Origin of the sequence: Paenibacillus profundus, from assembly GCF_021369635.1 — a bacterium.
GTDB lineage: Bacteria > Bacillota > Bacilli > Paenibacillales > Paenibacillaceae > Paenibacillus_B > Paenibacillus_B profundus.
In genome coordinates, this window is the sequence record NZ_JAJNBZ010000004.1 from 135,144 (window position 1) to 156,559 (window position 21,416).

The following is a 21,416-nucleotide window of genomic DNA, read 5'->3' on the forward strand; positions in this document are numbered from 1 at the left end:
CACATTACATGCATTCAGCACCGATTATTCAACTTGGGGGCTTAAACATCGACTTATCGGCAGTATTCATGCTGCTAGTGAGCATGATCGTCGTATTCGTGCTTTGCCGCTTGGCCGTGCGCAACTTATCGGTCGAAAATCCTTCCAAATTGCAAAATTTTATGGAATGGGTTGTCGAATTCGTGCAAGGTATTGTCGGCAGTGCCATGGATCTTAAGAAGGGTAAGCCTTACATTTCTTTAGGGTTGACGCTCATCTTGTTTATCTTTGTATCCAATCTGCTCGGTTTGCCGTTTGCCATCATGACTGAAACGCACCATCCGGTATCGATTTTCGGTCAAGAAATCGTGACGACAAGTCAGGTTGCACTCGACAAATTGGCTGCGGAGGGAAAAGACCCGCATATCGAACTGCTATGGTGGAAATCACCGACAGCGGATATTAACATTACGTTCGGTCTTGCCATTATCGTCTTTGTCCTGATGAACTACTTAGGTTTGAAACATAACCGGAAGCATTACTTGAAACATTATGTGGAGCCATACTGGTTCTTCCTGCCTCTGAACATTATTGAGAATTTGGCCAAGCCAATCGCTTTGGCGATTCGTTTGTTCGCGAATATTTTCGCGGGTGAAGTGCTCATTTCCACCATTATTAAGGCGGGAGTATTCGGGGTTCCATTTCTCGCGGCGTGGCAAGGATTCAGTATTTTCATTGGCGCATTGCAAGCCTTTATCTTCACTATTTTGACAATGGTGTATATTGCGCAAACGACGATACACGAAGAGTATTGACAAACTCTGCCCGAACCCTTTCCCGTTATGGGTTACTTCGGATGAGATATATAAACAAAGCACTAAAATAATAAACAGATTCGAGGAGGATTTTCTAATGGAAATGTTAGCAGCAGCAATTGCAGTAGGTTTAGGCGCTTTGGGCGCAGGTCTTGGTAATGGTATGATCGTCAGCCGTACGGTAGAATCGATTGCTCGTCAACCAGAAGCACGCGGTCCATTGCAGACGACAATGTTTATCGGGGTCGGTATCGTAGAGGTTGTTCCGCTCGCGGCTACAGTTATCGCATTCTTGATCCTTTTCTCTTAATGATGATTATAAACACGGTTTGGCGGGGAAGGCCGATGCCATCCGCGCCTTCGTTTTGTTAATCCACTTCATGCTTAACGGAAAGGAGTGACTGTAGTGAGCTTAGTTTGGGAAAATATGGTTTTTTCAATTATTGCTTTTTTAATTCTCTATCTATTACTGAGAAAATATGCTTTTGGGCCTCTGTTCGACGTCATGGAAAAACGCCGGGCATTGGTGCAGCAGCAAATGGATGAAGCGGCTAACAGCCGTACGCAAGCACAAACGTTTGTGGAAGAACAGAAGCAAGCTCTTGCTACAGCGCGCAAGGAAGCGTACGACATTATCGAGCAAGCGAGACAGACCAGCGCGCGACAAGCAGACGATATACTTTCTGGCGCGAAAGAAGAATCGGTTCGCTTGAAAGAAGAAGCGGCCCGTGATATCGAGAGCGAGAAGAACAAGGCGGTGGCTGCGCTTCGCAACGAAGTAAGCAGCATGTCCGTTGCGATTGCTTCCAAAATCTTGGAGAAACAAGTGGATGAGAAGGAGCAAGAGCAATTGGTTGGCCAATACCTGAAAGAGGTAGGGGACAAACAATGAGCCAAGAAATCGGAGTTGCAAAGCGTTACGCCAGAGCGCTGTTCGAGCTTGCCGAGGAGCGCAAGACTGTCTCGGAAACCGAACAGCAACTGAAAGATGTGGCGACAGTGGTATCCGACAACGAGAAGCTGTATATCTTGTTGACATCGCCAAATGTTGTGTTGGCAGACAAAATCGGGGTGCTGGACATTGCGCTCAAAGATCAAGTCTCCGACATTGTATACAATACGCTGCAGCTGCTTATCGAGCGCGGCCGCATCAGTATTTTGCATGAGGTGGTCAACAGTTATATTCGCATTGCGGGTGAAGCGATCGGGCTGTTGGATGCTTATGTGACGACGGCTTATCCGTTGAATGATGCGGAGAAGCAAGCGGTTGCCGCAGAGTTCGGTCACAAGCTGGGCAAGACCATCCGCATTCATAACGTGGTCGATGCATCCATCATTGGCGGCATGCTCGTCCGCATTGGGGATCGTCTGTATGATGGCAGCTTGTCCGGCAAGTTGGATCGCATGAACAAAACATTGAAATCTCAAGCACGGTAGTTTTCATATATAGCACGGTAGAATGGGGTGAAGCGAATTGAGCATCAGACCTGATGAAATCAGCACGCTGATTAAAAGTCAAATCGAGAAGTACAAATCGGAAATCGAAGTGGCAGAAGTCGGCACTGTCATTAATGTCGGTGACGGTATTGCTCGCGTGCACGGATTAGAGCAATGTATGTCCGGGGAGCTGCTCGAATTCTCCAATGGCGTTATGGGGATGGCACTCAACCTGGAAGAGAACAACGTAGGTATCGTTATTCTTGGACCATATACAGATATTCGCGAAGGAGACCAAGTGAAGCGCACAGGTCGCATCATGGAGGTTCCTGTCGGCGAAGCGATGCTAGGCCGTGTCGTAAATCCGCTCGGTCATCCGGTCGACGGGAAAGGACCAATCGCGACAACAGAATTCCGTCCGGTAGAAGCGAATGCGCCGGGCGTTATCGACCGGAAATCGGTTCATGAGCCGATGCAAACTGGTATTAAAGCGATTGACTCGATGGTTCCAATCGGACGAGGTCAGCGCGAGCTGATTATCGGCGACCGTCAAACAGGTAAGACGACGATCGCGATTGATACGATCATTAACCAAAAAGGCAACGGCGTAAAATGTATTTACGTTGCAATTGGACAAAAGCAATCCACAGTTGCGCAAGTCGTGGAGACATTGCGCCGCCACGGTGCGCTTGAATATACAATCGTCGTAACGGCATCTGCTTCCGAGCCAGCTCCACTTCTGTTCTTGGCTCCATACGCAGGCTGTGCGATGGGTGAATATTTCATGTACAAAGGCGAGCACGTGCTTGTCGTTTACGATGACTTGTCGAAGCAAGCCGCGGCATACCGCGAACTGTCCTTGCTCCTTCGCCGTCCTCCAGGACGTGAGGCGTATCCAGGGGATGTCTTCTATTTGCATTCCCGTTTGTTGGAGCGCGCTGCGAAGCTTAGCGACGAGAACGGTGGCGGTTCTTTGACCGCATTGCCTTTCATCGAGACACAAGCGAACGACGTATCCGCTTATATCCCGACCAACGTAATTTCCATAACAGACGGACAGATTTTCTTGGAGTCTGACTTGTTCTATTCGGGTCAACGTCCTGCGGTTAACGTAGGTATTTCCGTATCCCGCGTAGGGGGAGCGGCGCAAATCAAAGCGATGAAGAAGGTCGCTGGTACGTTGAAGCTCGATCTTGCGCAATATCGCGAGCTGCAAGCTTTCTCCCAGTTCGGTTCTGATCTGGACAAATCGACGTTATCCCGTTTGAACCGCGGTGATCGTCTGATGGAGATCTTGAAGCAGGGTGTTAACCAACCGTTGCCGGTTGAGAAGCAGGTTGTCAGCATTTACGTGGCAACGAGAGGGCATCTAGACGAAATTCCGGTGAAAGATGTCCGCCGCTTCGAAAATGAATTCCATGCATTCCTTGAATCCAATCACGAGGCTATTTTCCAATCGATTCGCGACACGAAAGATTTGTCGAAAGAGAATGAAGAAGCATTGGTAAATGCCGTGACGAAGTTTAAGAAAAGCTTTGCCGTTTCGGTTTAATATACAGAATTATATGCAGCCGGGCCGCGCTGCGGCGCCCCGGCATGCATGCTGAAGAAGTCCGCTTTGCCCCGCGCAAAGTGCCAAAGGCAGGTGAAACGTAAGTGGCTATAGGAATGCTTGATATTAAACGCCAGATTAAGAGTGTACAGAGCACGAAGCAAATCACGAAGGCGATGGAGATGGTTGCTGCAGCGAAGCTGCGCCGCGCACAGGAGAAAGCGCAAGCAGCTCGTCCTTATGCGGAAAAGCTTAAAGAAGTAGTGTCCAGCATTGCGGCAGGCACCCAAGGCATTCAGCATCCGATGCTCGAGAAGCGTCCGGTCAAGAAGACGGGATACCTTGTCATCACTTCAGACCGGGGATTAAAGGGCGGTTATAATGCCAACGTACTCCGCAAAGTGTCACAAACGATCAAGGAACGCCATCAGTCCAATGATGAGTTTGCGCTATTTGTCATCGGACGCAAAGGGCGGGATTATTTCCGCCGCAGAGGGATGCCGATTGTGGAAGACGTGACGGAATTGCCGGACTCGCCAACGTTTGCCGACATTAAGTCGATTGCATACAAGGCGGTTAAGTTTTTTGAGGAAGAGCAGTACGATGAATTGAACTTGTTCTACAATCAATTCATTAACGCGATCACACAAACGCCGGTTGAGAAGCGCCTTTTGCCGCTAGATGATAACACATTCAGCGGAGGAACAGCTTCTTACGAGTATGAACCATCTCCGGAGAGCGTGTTGGAGCAGCTATTGCCGAAATATGCGGAAACGATCATTTACAGCGCACTGCTGGATGCGAAAGCAAGTGAATTCGGTGCGCAAATGACGGCAATGGGCAGTGCGACGAAAAATGCGACGAAGATGATTAATTCGCTGACATTGACATACAACCGTGCGCGCCAAGCGGCGATTACGCAAGAGATTTCGGAGATTGTAGCTGGAGCGAACGCTCAAGCATAACGGGATAGCGCAAGCTTTTCAGTAGGAGGGAACGAGATGAATAAAGGACGCGTTATTAGCGTTACGGGTCCGGTTATCGACGTTGAGTTCGAACGTGGACAACTGCCTGAGATTTTGAACGCGATCAAGATTGAACAGAAATCGACGACTCCTGGCGCACCTGACATCAACTTGACGTTGGAAACATCGGTTCACTTGGGTGACAACGTAGTTCGCTGCGTTGCGATGTCTTCGACAGACGGTCTGGTGCGTGGCATGGAAGCAACAGATATGGGTTCGCCAATTACCGTTCCTGTGGGCTCTGTTACACTGGGACGCGTATTTAACGTACTCGGCAATACGATTGACAATGCAGGCGATGTTAGCCGTGAGATGGTCAGTCCGATTCATAAACCGGCTCCTGGCTTCGATGAATTGTCCACGCAGGCGGAAATTTTGGAGACAGGCATCAAAGTTATCGACTTGCTTGCTCCGTATGCGAAGGGCGGTAAAATCGGCCTCTTCGGCGGTGCGGGCGTAGGGAAGACGGTAACGATTCAAGAGCTTATCAACAACATCGCACAAGAGCACGGCGGTATCTCCGTATTCGCTGGTGTAGGCGAGCGTACACGTGAAGGTAACGACTTGTATTATGAGATGAGAGAATCCGGCGTTATCAACAAGACGGCGATGGTGTTCGGTCAGATGAACGAACCGCCTGGAGCGCGTCTGCGCGTGGCCCTGACTGGTTTGACAATGGCGGAATATTTCCGTGATGAAGAAGGCAAGGACGTGCTTCTCTTTATCGACAACATTTTCCGCTTCACGCAAGCGGGCTCCGAAGTATCCGCGCTTCTCGGCCGAATGCCTTCCGCGGTAGGTTATCAGCCTACGCTGGCTACGGAAATGGGTCAATTGCAAGAGCGGATTACATCGACGAAGAAAGGTTCCGTTACGTCGATTCAAGCGATCTACGTTCCTGCGGATGACTATACTGACCCGGCTCCTGCAACAACGTTTGCTCACTTGGACGCGACGACGAACTTGGATCGGAAAATTTCCGAGATGGGTATCTTCCCGGCTGTTGATCCGTTGTCCTCTTCTTCCCGTATTTTGACTCCAGAAGTCGTGGGCGAAGAACACTACGATGTTGCACAAGGCGTTAAGAAGATTTTGCAGCGCTATAAAGAGCTGCAGGACATTATCGCTATTCTCGGTATGGATGAATTGTCAGAGGAAGACAAGCTGACAGTTGCACGTGCCCGTAAAATCCAACGTTTCTTGTCCCAACCGTTCCACGTGGCAGAGGCGTTCACGAACATTAAAGGGAAGTACGTACCGGTTAAAGAAACGGTGCGCAGCTTCAAAGAAATTCTGGATGGCAAGTACGATGACCTTCCGGAAGCAGCTTTCTTGTTTGTCGGCACAATCGAAGAAGCTGTGGAGAAAGCAAAGACGCTGTAAGCGGCTTGACGTGAAACGGGCTGCCTAAGCCAATGCGGCAGGCAGAACGGAAGGAGGAAACCGCAGTTGAGCACCTATTTGTTGGAAATTGTTACACCGGAGCGCAAAGTGTTCGAACAGCAGGTGGACATGATTAGCGTCAAGGGCGTCGAAGGTGAGCTAGGTATTTTGGCGAACCATATTCCTTTGGTCACTCCGCTTCAAATTGGTCCGATGAAGATCAAAGAAGGCGGCAGAGAGCATTGGATTGCGGTTCACGGTGGATTTGTCGAAGTGCGCAAAGACAAAGTCGTCGTGCTTGCGGAAAGCGCTGAATTACCGGATGATATCGACGTTGAACGCGCGAAAGCAGCGAAAGCCCGGGCGGAGCAGCGCCTGGCGATAGCTCAACGGAGCAAGCAAGATTCCGTCGATTTCCGTCGTGCGGAATTATCGCTCCATCGTGCCGTGACGCGGATTAAAGTATCGCAAAGACAATGGTAAAATGCCTTTGGCATTAATAAGGGATTGTCCCCGCAAGCAGAAGCTCTGCTGCGGGTACAGTCCCTTTTTTGTTAAGCATGGAATCATTCTGAACATGGATTAACACGTAGCGCAAAGAACCGGGTGAGTCATGTCGTGTACGGAGCCCACCCGGTTCTTGTCTGTATGGTTACCCGTTTATCTTGTCTTGAGTTGGAGCGCATTGTGCAGCATGACGGCTGCTTCTGCACGCGTTGCCCGGTGGAGAGGCTTTAGCTTTCGGCCTTCATAGCCGCTGAGCACGCCGTAGGAAATGGCAGTGTATACATCTTGTTCGGCCCATCCGGACAGCAAATACGTATCTGTATACCGTTTGTACGGTTCAGCCAATGATCGCTTGGGCAAATGCGAAGCTTGGACTAGCATAACCGCCATCTGTTCGCGTGTAATCCAATCATTCGATCCATACGTATTCTCATCATAGCCTTGTACGATACCGTACGATTGTGCCGTCGCGATAGCGTCCTTGGCCCAATGCTTGGCTGTATCTGAGTAGACGCGACCGGCACGCGGCTTCAGGTTGTATGCGCCAACGATCATTTGCGCGAATTCGGCTCGTGTTACCCGGCGATTCGGCCGGAACGTTCCATCCTCATAGCCGCTCATCGCGTGGTCGGCGATGAGCTGTGCGATCGTGCTCTCAGCCCAGTGTCCGCGAATGTCCCTTAGCGGTTCATTGGCGGCGATCGGAGGAGTGTACGGTCCGATTCCTACCCCTGGCAGTGCAGGGTTCGCTACATCTGCGATGAAGTAGCGTCGCCCGTACATATCGAATTGAGATACAGCGTTGAACTTGCCCTGCAAGAGCGGCTCGGTGAGTTGAATAGACTGATCTTCCCACGTGTAATCATTTTCCCACAACGGAATGACCAGCACCGCTTCTTCATCCTTGAGCTGTGCCTTGAAGCGATTCGGCTGAACAGCTACAGTCTTATTGCGCAGCTGAGCTGAGCCTGTCAGCACGTCCACGCTTCCGGTAACTGCATGAAGAATCGTACCCGGGATATCGCTGCTCTGGTAAAATCCTTCCCAATGCGCACCATTGCGGGTTCCGCCAGCAGGAAGCACGAGCAGTGGCTTCTTCGTATCTTCGTAGCCGCTGATGAACAGGCTCATGCGTTCCGACACCATTTGGTTCAGTCTATTCGTCAGCTCCTTGGCCTCGCCTGCGATCTCTGTCGGCAACGACTGCCATTCAGCGGACTGGGACGACAAGAGCGTTCTTACGGGCTCGGTGCCGTTATAGGCTGCTTCCCGCCAATCGATTCCGGCCTCATCCGCCAACAACGCTGCCCACAGTGTGACAGCACGGCTTTCTTCCTCAAGGAAGGTTAACGCGGACGGCTTCCATTGCGCAGCTTCCGCACGCAGGGAACGTCTCCATGACGCCACATCGCTGGCATCAGGATGAGCAGCTGCGTACAGAGCATAGTGACTGACATACCCTGCCGTTCCTTCGCGGATCTCTTCGTTTATGCGTGCACGTGAATCGTCAGCGGCGTATTGATGATACGTATCCCACCAATATTTTGCTTCCTGCAGACGATTCTTACGGTAAGTCTCATCCAATACGGCGCTGGTCAACCGATCGATAAGTGCTAACCGGTATTCGCGCGGCTTTTCACTCAGCGGGTATCGTGTTGCGCGTCGTTTGCCTTCGCGAGGGAAGCCCAACGTAAGCACCAGCTGCTCTGTAGCAAGCCGGAAGGCTCGTTCCGCTTCCGGTTCCGTGATGGGTCCTTGCAGGCGGCTATCCGCCTTCCGTACGATTACGGCATGGCTGCCTTGCCATGTTCGCACGCTCACTTGCCCGTAGTCGGGCAAGGGCAGAGCGGCTTGACGATCGCTCCCCGCCAGCAGCCGGACGCTTTTCGCTTCGATGGCGTAGACCTGATCGCCATCCACGTAGAGGAGTACCACATTTGACCATGGAACATGCGGCCAGACGTTGTTCAGCTGCGGCCAGGCCGCGGCGCGAAGCGACTGCAGCAGATCAGGTACAGAAGCATCAGCAGCTTCGTTGACATGAAATCGCCGGGGTGCTTGTTCCTCGCCGGTGATTGATTCGGAATGCGGCTTCGGCTGCGGGGAAGACGTCGAGCACCCATTAAGTGTGGAAACGAAAGTGAGGAGGAGACAGGTAACCCAGATTACCCACCGATTGAGCTTCCTTCTTCCGTTCGTGTTATGTGCATCCAATTACGCCACTCCTTTGTCATAAATACATCCATTCAGCGCATCTATTGCATTTAGTGTGAAGTAGAAACGAAAAACTTATGCGATCGGACAGAAGAGATGCTTACGGCGGGGGAGCAAACCTAGCAATATATAAGTTGGACTAAATTGTTTTTCGCAGTCGAAGTAAGCCCCATTGGAGAATATACAGTAAACTGTGCGGATTGGGCGGCTAAACGGCATATGGACTGTATTTACGTGTTGTTTTCATTGCACAAAATCTAATGTAGATAGTAACATCGAACACAAACAATTATCGGCATATAGAAAAAACCGGGAGACAACGTAAGCGTACGCGTGCCTCTCCGGTTCTAAACGGTCTCCATATGTTTTATTAAGGGAATTAAGAATTGATGGCCTTAAGAATTAATGGATTTAAAAGTTAACGACTTCAAAAATTAATAATATCAAGGTTTAAGCACAACCTCAGCTTCGACCTTTTTCATATGCATTTGATAGAACGCATCCCCGATCGTTTGCGGATCAAACGGTGTATTCTGCTGAACGAACCCGCATACCGTTAATGTGCCGGCATACAGTCCGTATCCTTTGAACTCCTCGTGCAGACTGAGCGCTAGACTGCGCAGCGCGGATTTGCCGATGCCGAGCGATGCCAATGACGCCGTCGGATGCAAAGCCTGTCCGCCACCGGTAAGCAGCAGGGAGCCCGTGCCGCGTGCTTTCATACCGGGAAGTACGCATTGAGCGGCCGTTAACGCCCCAATCACGTTCACTTTAAAGTCCTCGGTCACTTGTCCGGGCACCACTTCGGAAGGAAGTCCGGGTGTGTGAGCAGAAGCGTTGTACACGAGCACATCAGGTGTGCCCCATTCTGTGTCCAAGTGTGCTAACGTTTCCCGTAGCGCCTGCTCGTCTCCCGTATGGGCAACCGAACCGGCGGCTTCTATATTCATGTCGCGTAAAATATCCTGCATTTGCGAAAGCGTCTGTGCCTCGCGTGTAATAAGCATGGGACGGTATCCCCGTTGTCCGAACGACTTTGCAATGCCGAGTCCGATACCACATCCTGCGCCGACGATCCAAATCATCGGTTGTGTCATTTCATTCAACCCCTTGTTGTTAGTCCAATGTATAAGAGGTTGTTCAAAAGGTCCCCTTCTGTGAACTTTTTGAACACGCACTATTAAGTATTGTAAACCGAAGAGACAGGTAAGTTCAAAATCATTTTTCACATTTCCGACAATTGGATAAAGTCATCAACTATAACTGCTATGTCCGATGGATTCAATCGAACTTGATGCGCAGGAAGCCATTCGGGAGCGTGTTAAAATATTGAAAAATATTGCTTGACGGTGATGGGAGAAGCTTTTATAATGAAGACAGTTAATATTGATAATCATTCTCAAATGGATGATGGTCATATTAAACAACAGTGTCGAAATCCCTTCTTCTTGGTTATTTTGTTTTGCAGTAGGTTCGTTAATTGTAGGTAGTTTCCTCATCCTCCGTGAGCTGTGGTACGTCCGCAGCTCCTTTTTTTTGTGAAATGCTTTGTGTTGTCACAAAATGTTCAATTGGAACATTTTCTACAGGTTGTGTAAAAATACCCCTTTTGATCACGATGATTATCTGATAGCATTTCGACATCGAATCTTGCATTCCCCTTCAAGTCCAGTGCTCATGTAGTCTCGCCAATGCTCGGCTCCTCCTTCTTCAGCTTCTTGCAACCCTCTCGGTGCTGAAAAGTGTACTTTTTGCACATGCACTTCTAGTCGCTGATGCATGTGAATAGTTATATATTGAATAAACCATGTCATTCCCGAAAAAAGAGGTAAAAGGTGGCAGGAATTGCATAGACGGGGTTGGTAGGTTTTGTTATAATTGTGGCGGGTTTATTACAAATTGCACAGTTTTCTTGCAAAATGTTAGCTGCTGCGACGGAGGGGATGTCTTTGGAGTACATCAATAATTACGTCATTGTGGCCATTTTTGTCGGGCTGGGTATTTTCCTGCCGGTTGCCGCACTGACGGCTGGCCGATTATTGCGACCGAAGAAGCCTACAGAAATGAAGCAGACGACTTATGAAAGCGGTAACGATCCGGTCGGTGTCGGACAAGTCCGGTTTAACATCCGGTACTACTTGTTTGCGCTTATGTTTGTCATTTTCGATGTGGAAACCGTTTTCTTGTACCCGTGGGCGGTCGCGTATAATCAATTGGGATTGTTTGCGCTCGTCGAGATGTTGATTTTCGTTGGATTGCTGTTAGTCGGATTAATTTATGCCTGGAAAAAGAAGGTGCTTCAATGGAACTCTCATTAGAGTCAATCACGCCGGAGGAACGGCAAGAGTTAGACCGCAACGTGTTTTTTGGCACGTTGGAGCAGTTGAAGGCATGGGCGCGCAGCAATTCACTATGGCCCTTAACGTTCGGGCTTGCATGCTGCGCCATCGAAATGATGGGGACCGGAGCATCCCATTACGATCTGGACCGCTTTGGCGTTATTTTCCGGACGTCCCCCCGTCAGTCGGACTGTATGATTGTGGCGGGAACCGTCACGAAGAAGATGGGGCCGCTCTTAAGGCGACTGTATGATCAGATGCCAGAACCGAAGTGGGTTATTGCCATGGGCTCTTGCGCCACTGCGGGCGGACCTTACGTCAAATCCTATGCGGTCATTAAGGGTGTAGACCAGATTGTGCCCGTCGATATTTATATTCCGGGCTGTCCGCCGAATCCCGCCGCGCTGATTTATGGCATTAACAAGCTGCAAGAGAAGATCCGCTATGAGGCGAAGACCGGGAAGCGGGTGACCAACTCATGAGTGAAGAACAAAAGGATAAGGAAACGAAACTAGAGAGAACGAACAACGTGTCAGAACCACAATCAGAAGAATCGGTAAAGCCGGATACTGAGGTGCCAACAGATACGGCTGCAGAAGCCGAGACGGGGAGCTCCCCAACGGCGAATGCACCTGCGTCCACGGGGGCAGACAAGCCGATGCGGGCGCCGCTCACTGAAGAGGAGAAGGCGGCTCGCGTGCAAGCAGCAGCCGAAGCGCGCGCTGCTCGTGCGAAAGCCGCTGCCGAAGGCGGCGAGGGAAGCGCAGAAGCACCCGCAGACAAGCCTGCGCGTACCCGCGATAAGGCGGAGGGCGACGCGGCAGGCGAGGAGAAGCCGGAGCGTCCGGCACGCGCACCGCGCGCCAAGGCGAATGAAGAGCCGCCGAAGCCGAAGGAACCGTCGCCGAAGCAGCCCCTTCTTGACCGGCTGGTCGCCATGCTGAAGGCGGATGTGGCTGAGGATGCGGTGGAGGATGCTGTCATCAACTATGAGAACGATCATTTGCCCACTGTGACGATTAAAAATGAGCATTGGCTATCCTGCGCGCATCAGCTGCGCGGTCATTTGGAATGGTCATGCGAGTATTTACGCAACCTGTCCGGCGTGGATCAGGAAACGCATCTCGAGGTTGTTTACCATATGATTAATTTATCGACGAAGGCAGAAGTCGCGGTTCACGTCAAGGTTGATCGCGAAGCGCCGACGGTCGCCTCGGTCACGCCAATCTGGCCGACGGCGGATTGGAACGAGCGCGAAGCTTATGATTTGCTCGGCATTCAGTTTACGGGACATCCCGATTTGCGCCGCATCATGATGCCGGATGATTGGGTAGGACACCCGCTGCGCAAAGATTACGAGTCGTTGGATTCGGAGGTGTAACCACCCGTGATTCGCACAGAAGAATTGCTTTTGAACGTCGGACCGCAGCACCCTAGCACGCATGGAGTATTCCGTATCGTCGTCAAGCTGGACGGTGAGGTTATCACTGAAGCCACTCCGGTAATGGGTTACTTGCACCGGGGAACGGAGAAGCTGGCCGAGAGTCTGAGTTATACGCAAATTATTCCTTATACGGACCGGATGGATTATGTGTCCGCCATGACTAACAACTACGTGCTCGTGCATGCAGTTGAGAAAATGATGAGCATTGAAATTCCGGAACGAGCTGAATTTCTGCGTCTTATCGTGATGGAACTGCAGCGTGTTGCAAGCCATTTAGTATGGTGGGGGACATATTTGCTTGATATAGGGGCGATGAGTCCGTTCCTGTACGCATTCCGTGACCGGGAAATTATTATCGATTTATTTAACGAGCTGTGCGGAGCGCGTCTCACCTACAATTACATGCGGGTTGGCGGCGTCAAATGGGATGCCCCTCCGGGATGGATTGACAAGGTGCGTGAATTCCTCCCGTATATGAGGAAGCGGTTGAACGAGTACGACAAGCTAGTCAGCGGGAATGAGATTTTTCTCGCCCGCATCAAAGGGGTAGGCGCTTATGATGCCGAGACAGCCATCGCATATGGCCTTAGTGGGGCCAACCTGCGCTGTACGGGCGTGAACTGGGACTTGCGCAAGGATGAGCCATACAGCTTGTATGACCGGTTTGAATTCGATGTGCCGCTCGGCGTGAACGGAGACTGCTATGATCGTTATCTAATTCGTATGGAGGAGTTACGGCAGAGCCTGCGTATTTTGGAGCAAGCATTGGAGCAGTTCCCGAGCGAAGGAGAGACGATGGGCAAAGTGCCGCGTGTCATTCGGCCGCCGGCCGGAGAAATGTACGCACGGATTGAATCTCCGCGCGGTGAGATTGGATGCTATATTATTTCTAAAGGGAAAGCGGAGCCGTACCGCTTGAAGTTCCGCCGTCCATCTTTTGTCAATTTGCAGATCCTGCCGAAGCTGCTCGTTGGTGAGACGATGACGAACCTCATTACCATATTGGGCGGGGTCGATATCGTCGTTGGGGAGGTGGATTGCTAATGGACGAACTACTGAAGCAGACACTTACGTGGCAGAACGGATTTATTTTTCTCGGATGGGGAGTCGTGTTTCTATTCGTCGTTCTTGGCTTCGTCACCTATGCAATTTACTTCGAACGCAAAGTTATCGGCTGGATGCAGCTTCGTCACGGACCTACACGCGTCGGACCGTTCGGATTGCTGCAGACGGTTGCCGATATTTTTAAGCTTTTGCTTAAAGAAGATACTATTCCTCGCAAAGCAGACAGAGCGCTGTTCATCTTGGCTCCAGTCATCACTTACGTTCCGTCGTTTGCCGTGTTAGCGACGCTCCCATATAGTGCAAACCTGGGGTTTGCCGATTTAAATGTAGGACTGTTATACTATGCGGCATTGTCCAGCATTTCAACTATTGGTATCATTTTAGGTGGTTGGGCTTCGAACAACAAATATTCTCTTTTGGGGGGAATGCGCTCTGCAGCGCAGATGGTAAGCTATGAAATTCCGCTTGTCATTTCCGTCGTCGGCGTAATTATGTTGAACGGATCGCTCAGCTTGCGTACTATTGTAGAAGGGCAAGGAAACTACTTCTGGGAGTGGAACTTTCTCCCGCAAATTATCGGCTTCGTCGTCTTTATTATTGCCGGGGTGTCCGAACTGAACCGCACCCCGTTCGACTTGCCGGAAGCGGAGTCAGAGCTCGTGGCAGGCTATCATGTCGAGTACAGCGGCTTCCGCTTCGCCTTTTTCATGTTGTCGGAATACGTGTATGTGTTCGCGCTGTCGGCACTTACGACCGTATTGTTCCTTGGCGGCTGGCATCCACCGCTTCCGTTTCTCGATTTCATCCCGGGGCTGTTGTGGTTCGTGCTAAAATTCTCGTTCTGCGTCTTCTTCCTCTTTTGGCTGCGTGCGACGATGCCGCGTATTCGCGTGGATCAATTGATGAGCTTCGGGTGGAAGGTGCTGCTGCCGCTTGCCCTAATCAACGTATTTTTGACGGCGGTATACATCGAAATTTTCAACAAATAGTTCATGTTCAAAAAATCTCATTTTCAGCAGCGAGAGTGAATGGAGATTCGATGCCGAATCGTGATCAAAAGGGGATTTTTTGAACAACCTCAAAAAGGCTAGGGGTGAAATCCGTGAAGGGATTGATAAAAGGTCTTGGCGTCACCTGGAAGGCGATGACATCAAAAAAAGTCACCTATAAGTACCCGGATGTGCCTCTGCAAATGCCCGACCGGTTTCGCGGGATTCAACATTTCGACCCGGACAAGTGCATCGTGTGCAACCTTTGTGCGAAAATTTGCCCTACCGATTGCATTACGCTGACGGGCAAGCCGAATCCGGACCCGGAGAAAAAAGGAAAAGTGATCGATACGTACGATATCAACTTTGAGATTTGCATTCTGTGCGATCTGTGCACGGAAGTATGTCCGACCGAAGCGATTGTCATGACGAACAATTTCGAACTTTCGACCTACAGCCGGGATGATCTGTTCAAAAATATGGATTGGCTGAACGGCAACAACGAACTGATCAGGCAAGAAAACAATTCCGCCATGCCAAAAGGGGGCGCGAAGAAAAATGTTTAACTTCTCCATTGAATGGACGGGGGAAACGGTTGCCTTCTTCGTGCTGTCCATTTGCATTATCTCTGGTGCCGTCTTGATGCTGAACTTTACGAAAGTGGTGCATATGGTCGTTTCGCTGGCGTTCGCTTTTCTGGGGCTCGCCGGCATGTATGTGCTGCTCGACGCGGAGTTCGTTGCTTTCGTGCAAGTGCTTGTGTACACGGGGGCGATCACCATCTTAATGATATTCGGCATCATGATGACCCGGCACGACAAGCAGGATGAACAGCTCGTGCGTCCGTGGAAGGAAGGGTTGGCCGCAATTGGCTGTCTGGCCCTGTTCGGAGTTCTCTTTTTTTCCATACGAAGCGCCGAATTTCCTGTGCACGACAAGGTGTCGTTGGCAGAGGACAATACACTGAATCTTGGGAAGCAAATTTTTACGGAACATGTCATCCCGTTCGAGCTGCTGTCCGTTCTGCTTACGGTGTCCTTCATTGGGGCTATCGTCATCGCGAAAAAGGAGGCGGACTAAGATGAGCACGATGTTGGCTTCTTACTTGACTCTCGCCGCTATCTTATTCTGTATCGGCCTGTTCGGAGTATTGACGAAACGCAACGCCGTTATCGTGCTCCTATCGATCGAGCTAATGCTGAATGCAGCCAATTTGAATTTAATCGCATTTTCTAAATACGGTGTAGTGCCAAGCTTAAAGGGGCAAATCTTCTCGCTCTTTACGATTGCTATCGCGGCTGCGGAAGCGGCTATCGGCATTGCCATTCTGATCGCGTTGTACCGGAACCGCGGGACGGCCAACGTGGACGAATTTGACGACTTGAAGAGATAATCGGTAGGGAGGATACGACAATGGAATCCGTCTTTTCGCAGTACGCTTGGGCCATTCCGGTCATTCCGCTGCTCGCGTTCCTCGTGCTGACGGCATTCGGCCGCCAGATGAAAGGCGTGGCCGTCGCGATCGGCGTCTTCAGCTCGTTCGCCGCGTTTGCACTTTCCGTCCTTGTTTTGTGGGAACGGGTACAGGGATCACCGGATGACTATACCCGAAGCTTTGAATGGTTGGGCTTTGGGGCTATTCGTCTGGAATTCGGATTTGACGTGACGAATTTGAATGCGTTGATGCTCGTTATCGTCACGCTTGTGAGCACGTTAGTTAACATTTATTCCAAAGGGTATATGCAAGGGGACGAGCGGCTGACGGTGTTCTACGCCTATATCGCCCTGTTTACTTGCTCGATGCTCGGACTCGTGCTGTCGCCGAATATGCTGCAGCTCTACATATTTTGGGAGCTGGTCGGCGTATGCTCATTTTTGCTCGTCGGCTTCTGGTATGAACGGCCGGCGGCGCGTGCGGCGGCTAAAAAGGCTTTTATCATAACGCGCATCGGTGATGTGGGGCTCTTGATTGCGATCCTGCTTCTGTTCTGGCACATGCCGAACCATGCGCTCGACTTCTCGATGATCAGCAACGTGTTCGCCAGTGCCGACTCGCTTACGCAGCATGGCATTTCAGCGGGCATCGCCACCTGGATTGCCTCGCTGATCTTCATAGGCGCAGTCGGGAAATCAGGTCAATTCCCGCTGCATACGTGGCTGCCGGATGCGATGGAAGGTCCGACACCGATATCGGCATTAATTCATGCCGCGACGATGGTTGCCGCCGGCGTATATCTCGTGGCGCGCACCTTCGATATCTTCCACGTGTCGCCGACGGCGATGACGATCGTCGCGAGTGTAGGCGGTTTTACCGCCATCTTTGCGGCCACGATCGCTATCGCGCAGCGCGACATGAAGCGTATTCTGGCTTACTCGACCATCAGCCAGCTTGGCTACATGATGCTGGCGCTCGGACTTGGCGCGGTAACCGCCGGGGTGTTCCACCTGTTCACGCATGCTTTCTTTAAAGCTCTGCTGTTCCTGGGCGCAGGCAGTGTCATACACGCGGTACATACACAGGATATATTCCAAATGGGCGGGCTTAGCCGCCGGATGAAAGTTACAACATGGACATTTGCCATCGGAGCATTGGCGTTATCGGGCATACCGCCGCTATCCGGCTTCTGGTCCAAGGATTCCATCTTATCGGCAGCGTGGGAGCACAATAAGCTGTTGTTCGTCGTCGGTGCAATCGCCGCATTTTTTACTGCATTTTATATGGCGCGGCTGTTCTTCCTTGTCTTTACCGGTCAGCCGTCGAATGAATCCGATGCGTCCAAGGCGCACGAGTCGCCTTCATCTATGACGGTGCCGCTTATCATTTTAAGCGTGTTGGCCGTGGTTTCCGGATTTGTGTACACGCCGTGGACCGGTTCCTTCGGTACTTGGTTGACGGGGGAAGAAGCAGGGGAGCATGCCAACGCTATCGTTATGGTCGTCTCCGTTCTGGTAGGCGTGCTTGGAATTGGCATAGGGTATATGATATATGGCCCTGGCCGCAGTCGCCGTGATGGACTCCAAGACTCGGCTGGTCCAATATATCGTCTGCTTGCAAATAAATATTACATCGATGAGCTGTATCAAATTGTGTTTGTCCGTTCCTTGCAGGGTATAGGCCAAGTGCTGAAGGCCATCGACAAGTGGGTCATAGACGGCCTTGTTCGTCTGGTGGCTGGAATAATGGTTGGCATTGGCAAGACCTCGACCCGTCTGCAGAACGGTCAGATGCAAACGTACGGTTTGGTATCGCTGTTCGGATTTGTAGGTTTGGTTGTGCTTGTATTGGCGCTCGGAAGGAGGTTCTGGTAAATGTGGAGTGAACTTTCATCTTGGCCGATATTGACGCTGCTCACCTTCTCTCCGCTGCTCGGGGTTCTTATTTTATTGCTCGTCCCGAAAGGGCGCGTGCGAGCCATCCAAATCGTGGGCATTGGAACGACAATTTTGCCGCTGCTCCTTGCGCTCGTTATTTATGGCGGTTATGACATGCTGGAACAGGGTAAGGCGCTTACGGAGCAGTCATCATGGATTTCAATACCGCTCAACATCGAATTAATGAGAGGCATTCAATCCTGGACATTTGATATACAGTACCATTTATCGATTGACGGCTTATCGTTGCCGCTCGTCGTTATGACTACCATCGTGGCATCCATGGCAGCCTTTGCTTCACTTTACCTGAAGAAGCGTTGGAAGACCTATTTCATTCTGTTCCTCCTGCTTGAAGTTGGGATGCTCGGTGTCTTTATGGCGCGGGATTTGTTCTTATTCTTTATGTTTTTCGAATGGACGCTCGTTCCGACGTATTTCCTTATCGGCATATGGGGCTTCATGCACCGCGAGAAGGCGGCGAACCGCTTCCTCGTCTACAACGGTCTCGGTTCCGCACTTCTGTTGGTCGCTTTTGTCATCTTGACGGTAACCGCTGGCTTCGGTCCGAATCCCGCAGTGAGCGATGGTAGCCAGTATATATACAGTGGCAACCTGAACGTCATTATGCAGAATTTGGGCAACCCAGAGGCATTTGTGAACATGGCGGTCGAAGGCAACACGTTCTATCTTACGGAAGGGATGCGCACATTGGTGTTCGTCCTGCTGCTCGTCGCGTTCGGAATTAAGCTGCCGCTCTTCCCGTTTCATACGTGGATGCTGCGTGTTCATGCCGAGGCGCCTGCTCCGGTCGTCATGCTTCACTCCGGCGTGCTCTTGAAAATGGGCGCCTATGGTCTCATTCAGTTCGGTACGGCGCTTCTGCCGCAGCAGACGGCGTCATGGGCGACCGTCATTGCCGCCCTTGGCGTAATTAACATCCTGTATGGCGCGATACTGGCCTTCGTGCAAAAGGAATTCCGGCTTGTGCTTGCTTATTCCAGCATCAGCCATATGGGCTTCGTGCTGCTCGGCATCGCGGCGATGAACGATATCGGTCTGCAAGGAGCAGTCGTGCAGATGGTGTCGCATGGATTCATCTCGGCGCTCTTCTTCCTGCTAGTAGGCAGCCTCTTGGAACGCACGGGCACGACGCGAATCGATGAATTGGGCGGCTTGGCGAAGAGCATGCCGTTTATATGCGGCATCCTGCTGCTTGCGGGACTCGCATCGCTCGGTTTGCCGGGCCTATCTGGATTCGTGGCCGAACTTCTATCGTTGCTTGGATTGTTCGGAACGATGAAGTGGGCAGCCGTGCTCGGCGCCATAGGAATTATTTTGAGCGCGGTCTATGTTCTGCGCGGGGTGTTGGCCATCTCGTACGGTCCGCTGAACGAACGGTATACAGCTTTAAAGGACGCCAGACTCGTGGAAGCAATGCCGATTATGGTATTAACCGCGTGCATTGTCTTAATCGGCCTATTCCCGTACTTTGTGACGGCTCCGATTGAGACTGGTGTGGAACACATCATTGAATTATTCAAGGTGAGGGGGTAGGCCGATGGATGCGCCAACTGTTCAACTGCTGCAAGTGGGCGATCTTGCATTGCTGGCACCCGAGCTTACGCTCGTTATTGCAGCCATACTCATCACGCTCATCGATCTGGTGCTCCCCCGCCGCGTAAATCGAGATCTGATCGGGGGACTGTCGTTACTTGGCGTGCTCGTTTCGCTTGGGTTCGTCTTATGGAAGCTTTATGAGCGTATGCAGCAATCATCAGATGCCGTTCAACTGCTGAATCACAGCTATCGTGTCGATGAATTTGCTTTGCTGCTCAAAATTGTGTTTTTGGTCGGAACTGCATTCATTCTGCTCATGAGCATCGGCAATATGCGGGATGAAGAAATTCCGCACCGGGGAGAGTACTATTACTTGTTGCTGCCTGCTGCGCTAGGCGGCATGATAATGGCCTCCTCCGGAGATTTGATTACGCTCTATGTCGGACTGGAGCTGCTCAGCATCACATCATACATTTTGGTGGCGATGAAGAAGAGCGACCGGAAGTCGACGGAAGGCGCGTTCAAGTACGCTGTCCTCGGCAGCGTGGCATCGGCCTTTATCTTATATGGAATGTCTTTCCTGTACGGCATCACTGGCAGCACTCAGCTTGGAGAAATGGCGCAGGGATTGACGGGGAACTCCGCTTCCTTCGAGGCAATCATTTATGTAAGCTTTATTTTGATGCTTGTGGGCTTCGGCTTTAAAATTGCGGCTGCACCGTTTCATGCGTGGTCTCCAGACGTATATCAGGGAGCTCCGACGCCGGTTACCGCGTTTCTTGCCGTCGTATCCAAAGGAGCGGGTCTGGCCATTCTGTTCCGCGTTTTTTACAGCTTGTTCCTAGGCCTTGGCGGACCAGAAATGGTCATCTACCGTGATTTCTCGATTATGCTGCTGGTCGTTGCGGCATTGTCGATGGTAATTGGTACGACTATGGCACTGCGACAGGCGAACGTGAAGCGGCTGCTTGCTTTGTCTGGAATTGCGAATGCTGGCTTTTTGCTCGTTCCAATTGCATTGAATCCGCTGGGAAATCATTTGCATACATCGAACTTCTCGGAGTTTATGTATTACTTGGTTGCTTACTTATTTATGACGACGGGGGCTTTTGCTGTCCATATGGTAATAGAACGCTCCGCTGGACATGATGAGATGAGCGGGTATGCCGGTCTGTATTACCGCTCCCCGTGGATCGCGATCGCTATGACGGTGTTCGTACTATCGTTAGCGGGCATTCCGATTACAGCTGGCTTCTTCGGAAAGCTGTACATTATTTTGGGCGCAGTTGCCTCGCAAGCGGTGTGGATTGCCATTCTCATGATGGTGTCAGGCGTCGTGTCCTTCTATTTCTACTTCGGATTTATTCGCCAAATGTATATGCGGGCCGGCAGTGAAGCACAAGTCCGTGTATCGCTTACGCAAGGCTTCGTCATTGCGATATGCGTGTTGGCCGTTATCTCGCTTGGCGTGTTCCCGAACATGGTGATGAGAGCTATTCAACGGGTCTTCTCCCTCGGGGCGGATTTATTAATACGGTAAACATGTTTCCCGCGTAAAAGATTATAGGGAAGTGTATGCAAGGACAACGTTCCAGCAGTGACCTGTAGGACTTCCTAGTCAATCTTATAACGATGTATTTTCTTAAAAGAGACCTGAAATTACTCCATCGGAGGATTTTGGGTCTTTTTGTTTCAGGGTAGGTCTTAGGACCTAAATTAACGTTTTGTAACAGGAATG

21 protein-coding genes are annotated in these 21,416 nt (G+C 51.0%); 19 read left to right on the top strand and 2 right to left on the bottom strand.

From position 1 onward, the window contains the following. Positions 1-8: 8 nt before the first annotated feature. The 8 genes from atpB to LQV63_RS07945 all read left to right on the top strand — a co-directional run bounded on the left by atpB (position 9) and on the right by LQV63_RS07945 (position 6,674). The gene (gene atpB, locus LQV63_RS07910; protein WP_019424656.1) at positions 9-794 is read left to right on the top strand and encodes a F0F1 ATP synthase subunit A; all 786 of its coding nucleotides are present in this window, start codon (positions 9-11) and stop codon (positions 792-794) included. 97 nt (positions 795-891) lie between these two features. Next, positions 892-1,104, top strand: a complete 213-nt coding sequence (gene atpE, locus LQV63_RS07915; RefSeq protein WP_019424657.1) for a F0F1 ATP synthase subunit C — start codon at positions 892-894, stop codon at positions 1,102-1,104. A gap of 96 nt (positions 1,105-1,200) precedes the next feature. Beyond that, complete coding sequence (atpF, locus tag LQV63_RS07920; RefSeq protein ID WP_019424658.1) at positions 1,201-1,686, top strand: F0F1 ATP synthase subunit B; 486 nt, start codon at positions 1,201-1,203, stop codon at positions 1,684-1,686. Further along, positions 1,683-2,231, top strand: coding sequence for a F0F1 ATP synthase subunit delta (locus LQV63_RS07925; RefSeq protein ID WP_019424659.1), 549 nt, complete (start codon positions 1,683-1,685; stop codon positions 2,229-2,231). Before atpF ends, LQV63_RS07925 begins: the two co-directional genes overlap by 4 nt. 37 nt (positions 2,232-2,268) lie before the next feature. Further along, a complete protein-coding gene (gene atpA / locus LQV63_RS07930) occupies positions 2,269-3,783 on the top strand; it encodes a F0F1 ATP synthase subunit alpha (RefSeq protein ID WP_019424660.1) in 1,515 nt (504 codons plus the stop codon). A 104-nt stretch (positions 3,784-3,887) separates the two neighbouring features. Beyond that, entirely contained in the window at positions 3,888-4,748 is an 861-nt protein-coding gene (gene atpG, locus LQV63_RS07935; protein WP_026011382.1) for an ATP synthase F1 subunit gamma, read from the top strand. 36 nt (positions 4,749-4,784) lie between these two features. Beyond that, positions 4,785-6,191 carry a F0F1 ATP synthase subunit beta gene (gene atpD / locus LQV63_RS07940; protein WP_019424662.1) on the top strand — a complete coding sequence of 469 codons (1,407 nt, stop codon included), beginning with the start codon at positions 4,785-4,787 and terminating at the stop codon, positions 6,189-6,191. A gap of 66 nt (positions 6,192-6,257) precedes the next feature. Beyond that, positions 6,258-6,674, top strand: coding sequence for a F0F1 ATP synthase subunit epsilon (locus tag LQV63_RS07945; protein ID WP_019424663.1), 417 nt, complete (start codon positions 6,258-6,260; stop codon positions 6,672-6,674). 177 nt (positions 6,675-6,851) lie between these two features. Here LQV63_RS07945 and LQV63_RS07950 read toward each other — a convergent pair whose 3' ends face one another. Next, positions 6,852-8,912, bottom strand: coding sequence for an S-layer homology domain-containing protein (locus LQV63_RS07950; protein ID WP_233696290.1), 2,061 nt, complete (start codon positions 8,910-8,912; stop codon positions 6,852-6,854). A gap of 443 nt (positions 8,913-9,355) precedes the next feature. Further along, positions 9,356-10,009, bottom strand: coding sequence for an SDR family NAD(P)-dependent oxidoreductase (locus LQV63_RS07955; protein ID WP_233696291.1), 654 nt, complete (start codon positions 10,007-10,009; stop codon positions 9,356-9,358). Positions 10,010-10,855: 846 nt separating this feature from the next. Between LQV63_RS07955 and LQV63_RS07960 the strand changes: the two genes are divergently transcribed. The 11 genes from LQV63_RS07960 to LQV63_RS08010 all read left to right on the top strand — a co-directional run bounded on the left by LQV63_RS07960 (position 10,856) and on the right by LQV63_RS08010 (position 21,218). Next, positions 10,856-11,230, top strand: coding sequence for an NADH-quinone oxidoreductase subunit A (locus LQV63_RS07960; RefSeq protein ID WP_036705696.1), 375 nt, complete (start codon positions 10,856-10,858; stop codon positions 11,228-11,230). Next, positions 11,215-11,733, top strand: coding sequence for a NuoB/complex I 20 kDa subunit family protein (locus tag LQV63_RS07965; RefSeq protein ID WP_019424668.1), 519 nt, complete (start codon positions 11,215-11,217; stop codon positions 11,731-11,733). The genes LQV63_RS07960 and LQV63_RS07965 overlap by 16 nt, the downstream gene beginning before the upstream one ends. Continuing rightward, positions 11,730-12,632, top strand: a complete 903-nt coding sequence (locus LQV63_RS07970) for an NADH-quinone oxidoreductase subunit C (protein ID WP_233696292.1) — start codon at positions 11,730-11,732, stop codon at positions 12,630-12,632. Before LQV63_RS07965 ends, LQV63_RS07970 begins: the two co-directional genes overlap by 4 nt. Before the next feature lie 6 nt (positions 12,633-12,638). Further along, positions 12,639-13,739, top strand: coding sequence for an NADH-quinone oxidoreductase subunit D (locus LQV63_RS07975; protein WP_019424670.1), 1,101 nt, complete (start codon positions 12,639-12,641; stop codon positions 13,737-13,739). Continuing rightward, positions 13,739-14,749: an NADH-quinone oxidoreductase subunit NuoH gene (gene nuoH, locus LQV63_RS07980; RefSeq protein ID WP_233696293.1), complete on the top strand. Its 1,011-nt coding sequence runs from the start codon at positions 13,739-13,741 to the stop codon at positions 14,747-14,749. The genes LQV63_RS07975 and nuoH overlap by 1 nt, the downstream gene beginning before the upstream one ends. 113 nt (positions 14,750-14,862) lie before the next feature. Beyond that, positions 14,863-15,315 (top strand): NADH-quinone oxidoreductase subunit NuoI, encoded by a 453-nt coding sequence (gene nuoI / locus LQV63_RS07985; protein ID WP_233696294.1) that lies wholly within the window; start codon positions 14,863-14,865, stop codon positions 15,313-15,315. After that, positions 15,308-15,829 (top strand): NADH-quinone oxidoreductase subunit J, encoded by a 522-nt coding sequence (locus LQV63_RS07990; protein WP_019424673.1) that lies wholly within the window; start codon positions 15,308-15,310, stop codon positions 15,827-15,829. The genes nuoI and LQV63_RS07990 overlap by 8 nt, the downstream gene beginning before the upstream one ends. Position 15,830: 1 nt before the next feature. Next, on the top strand, positions 15,831-16,142 hold the full coding sequence (nuoK, locus tag LQV63_RS07995) for an NADH-quinone oxidoreductase subunit NuoK (RefSeq protein WP_019424674.1): 312 nt from the start codon (positions 15,831-15,833) through the stop codon (positions 16,140-16,142). Between the two features lie 20 nt (positions 16,143-16,162). Further along, on the top strand, positions 16,163-18,058 hold the full coding sequence (gene nuoL / locus LQV63_RS08000; RefSeq protein ID WP_233696295.1) for an NADH-quinone oxidoreductase subunit L: 1,896 nt from the start codon (positions 16,163-16,165) through the stop codon (positions 18,056-18,058). After that, the gene (locus tag LQV63_RS08005; RefSeq protein WP_233696296.1) at positions 18,059-19,675 is read left to right on the top strand and encodes a complex I subunit 4 family protein; all 1,617 of its coding nucleotides are present in this window, start codon (positions 18,059-18,061) and stop codon (positions 19,673-19,675) included. Between the two features lie 4 nt (positions 19,676-19,679). Then, positions 19,680-21,218: an NADH-quinone oxidoreductase subunit N gene (locus LQV63_RS08010; protein WP_233696297.1), complete on the top strand. Its 1,539-nt coding sequence runs from the start codon at positions 19,680-19,682 to the stop codon at positions 21,216-21,218. The last annotated feature ends 198 nt before the right edge of the window (positions 21,219-21,416 follow it).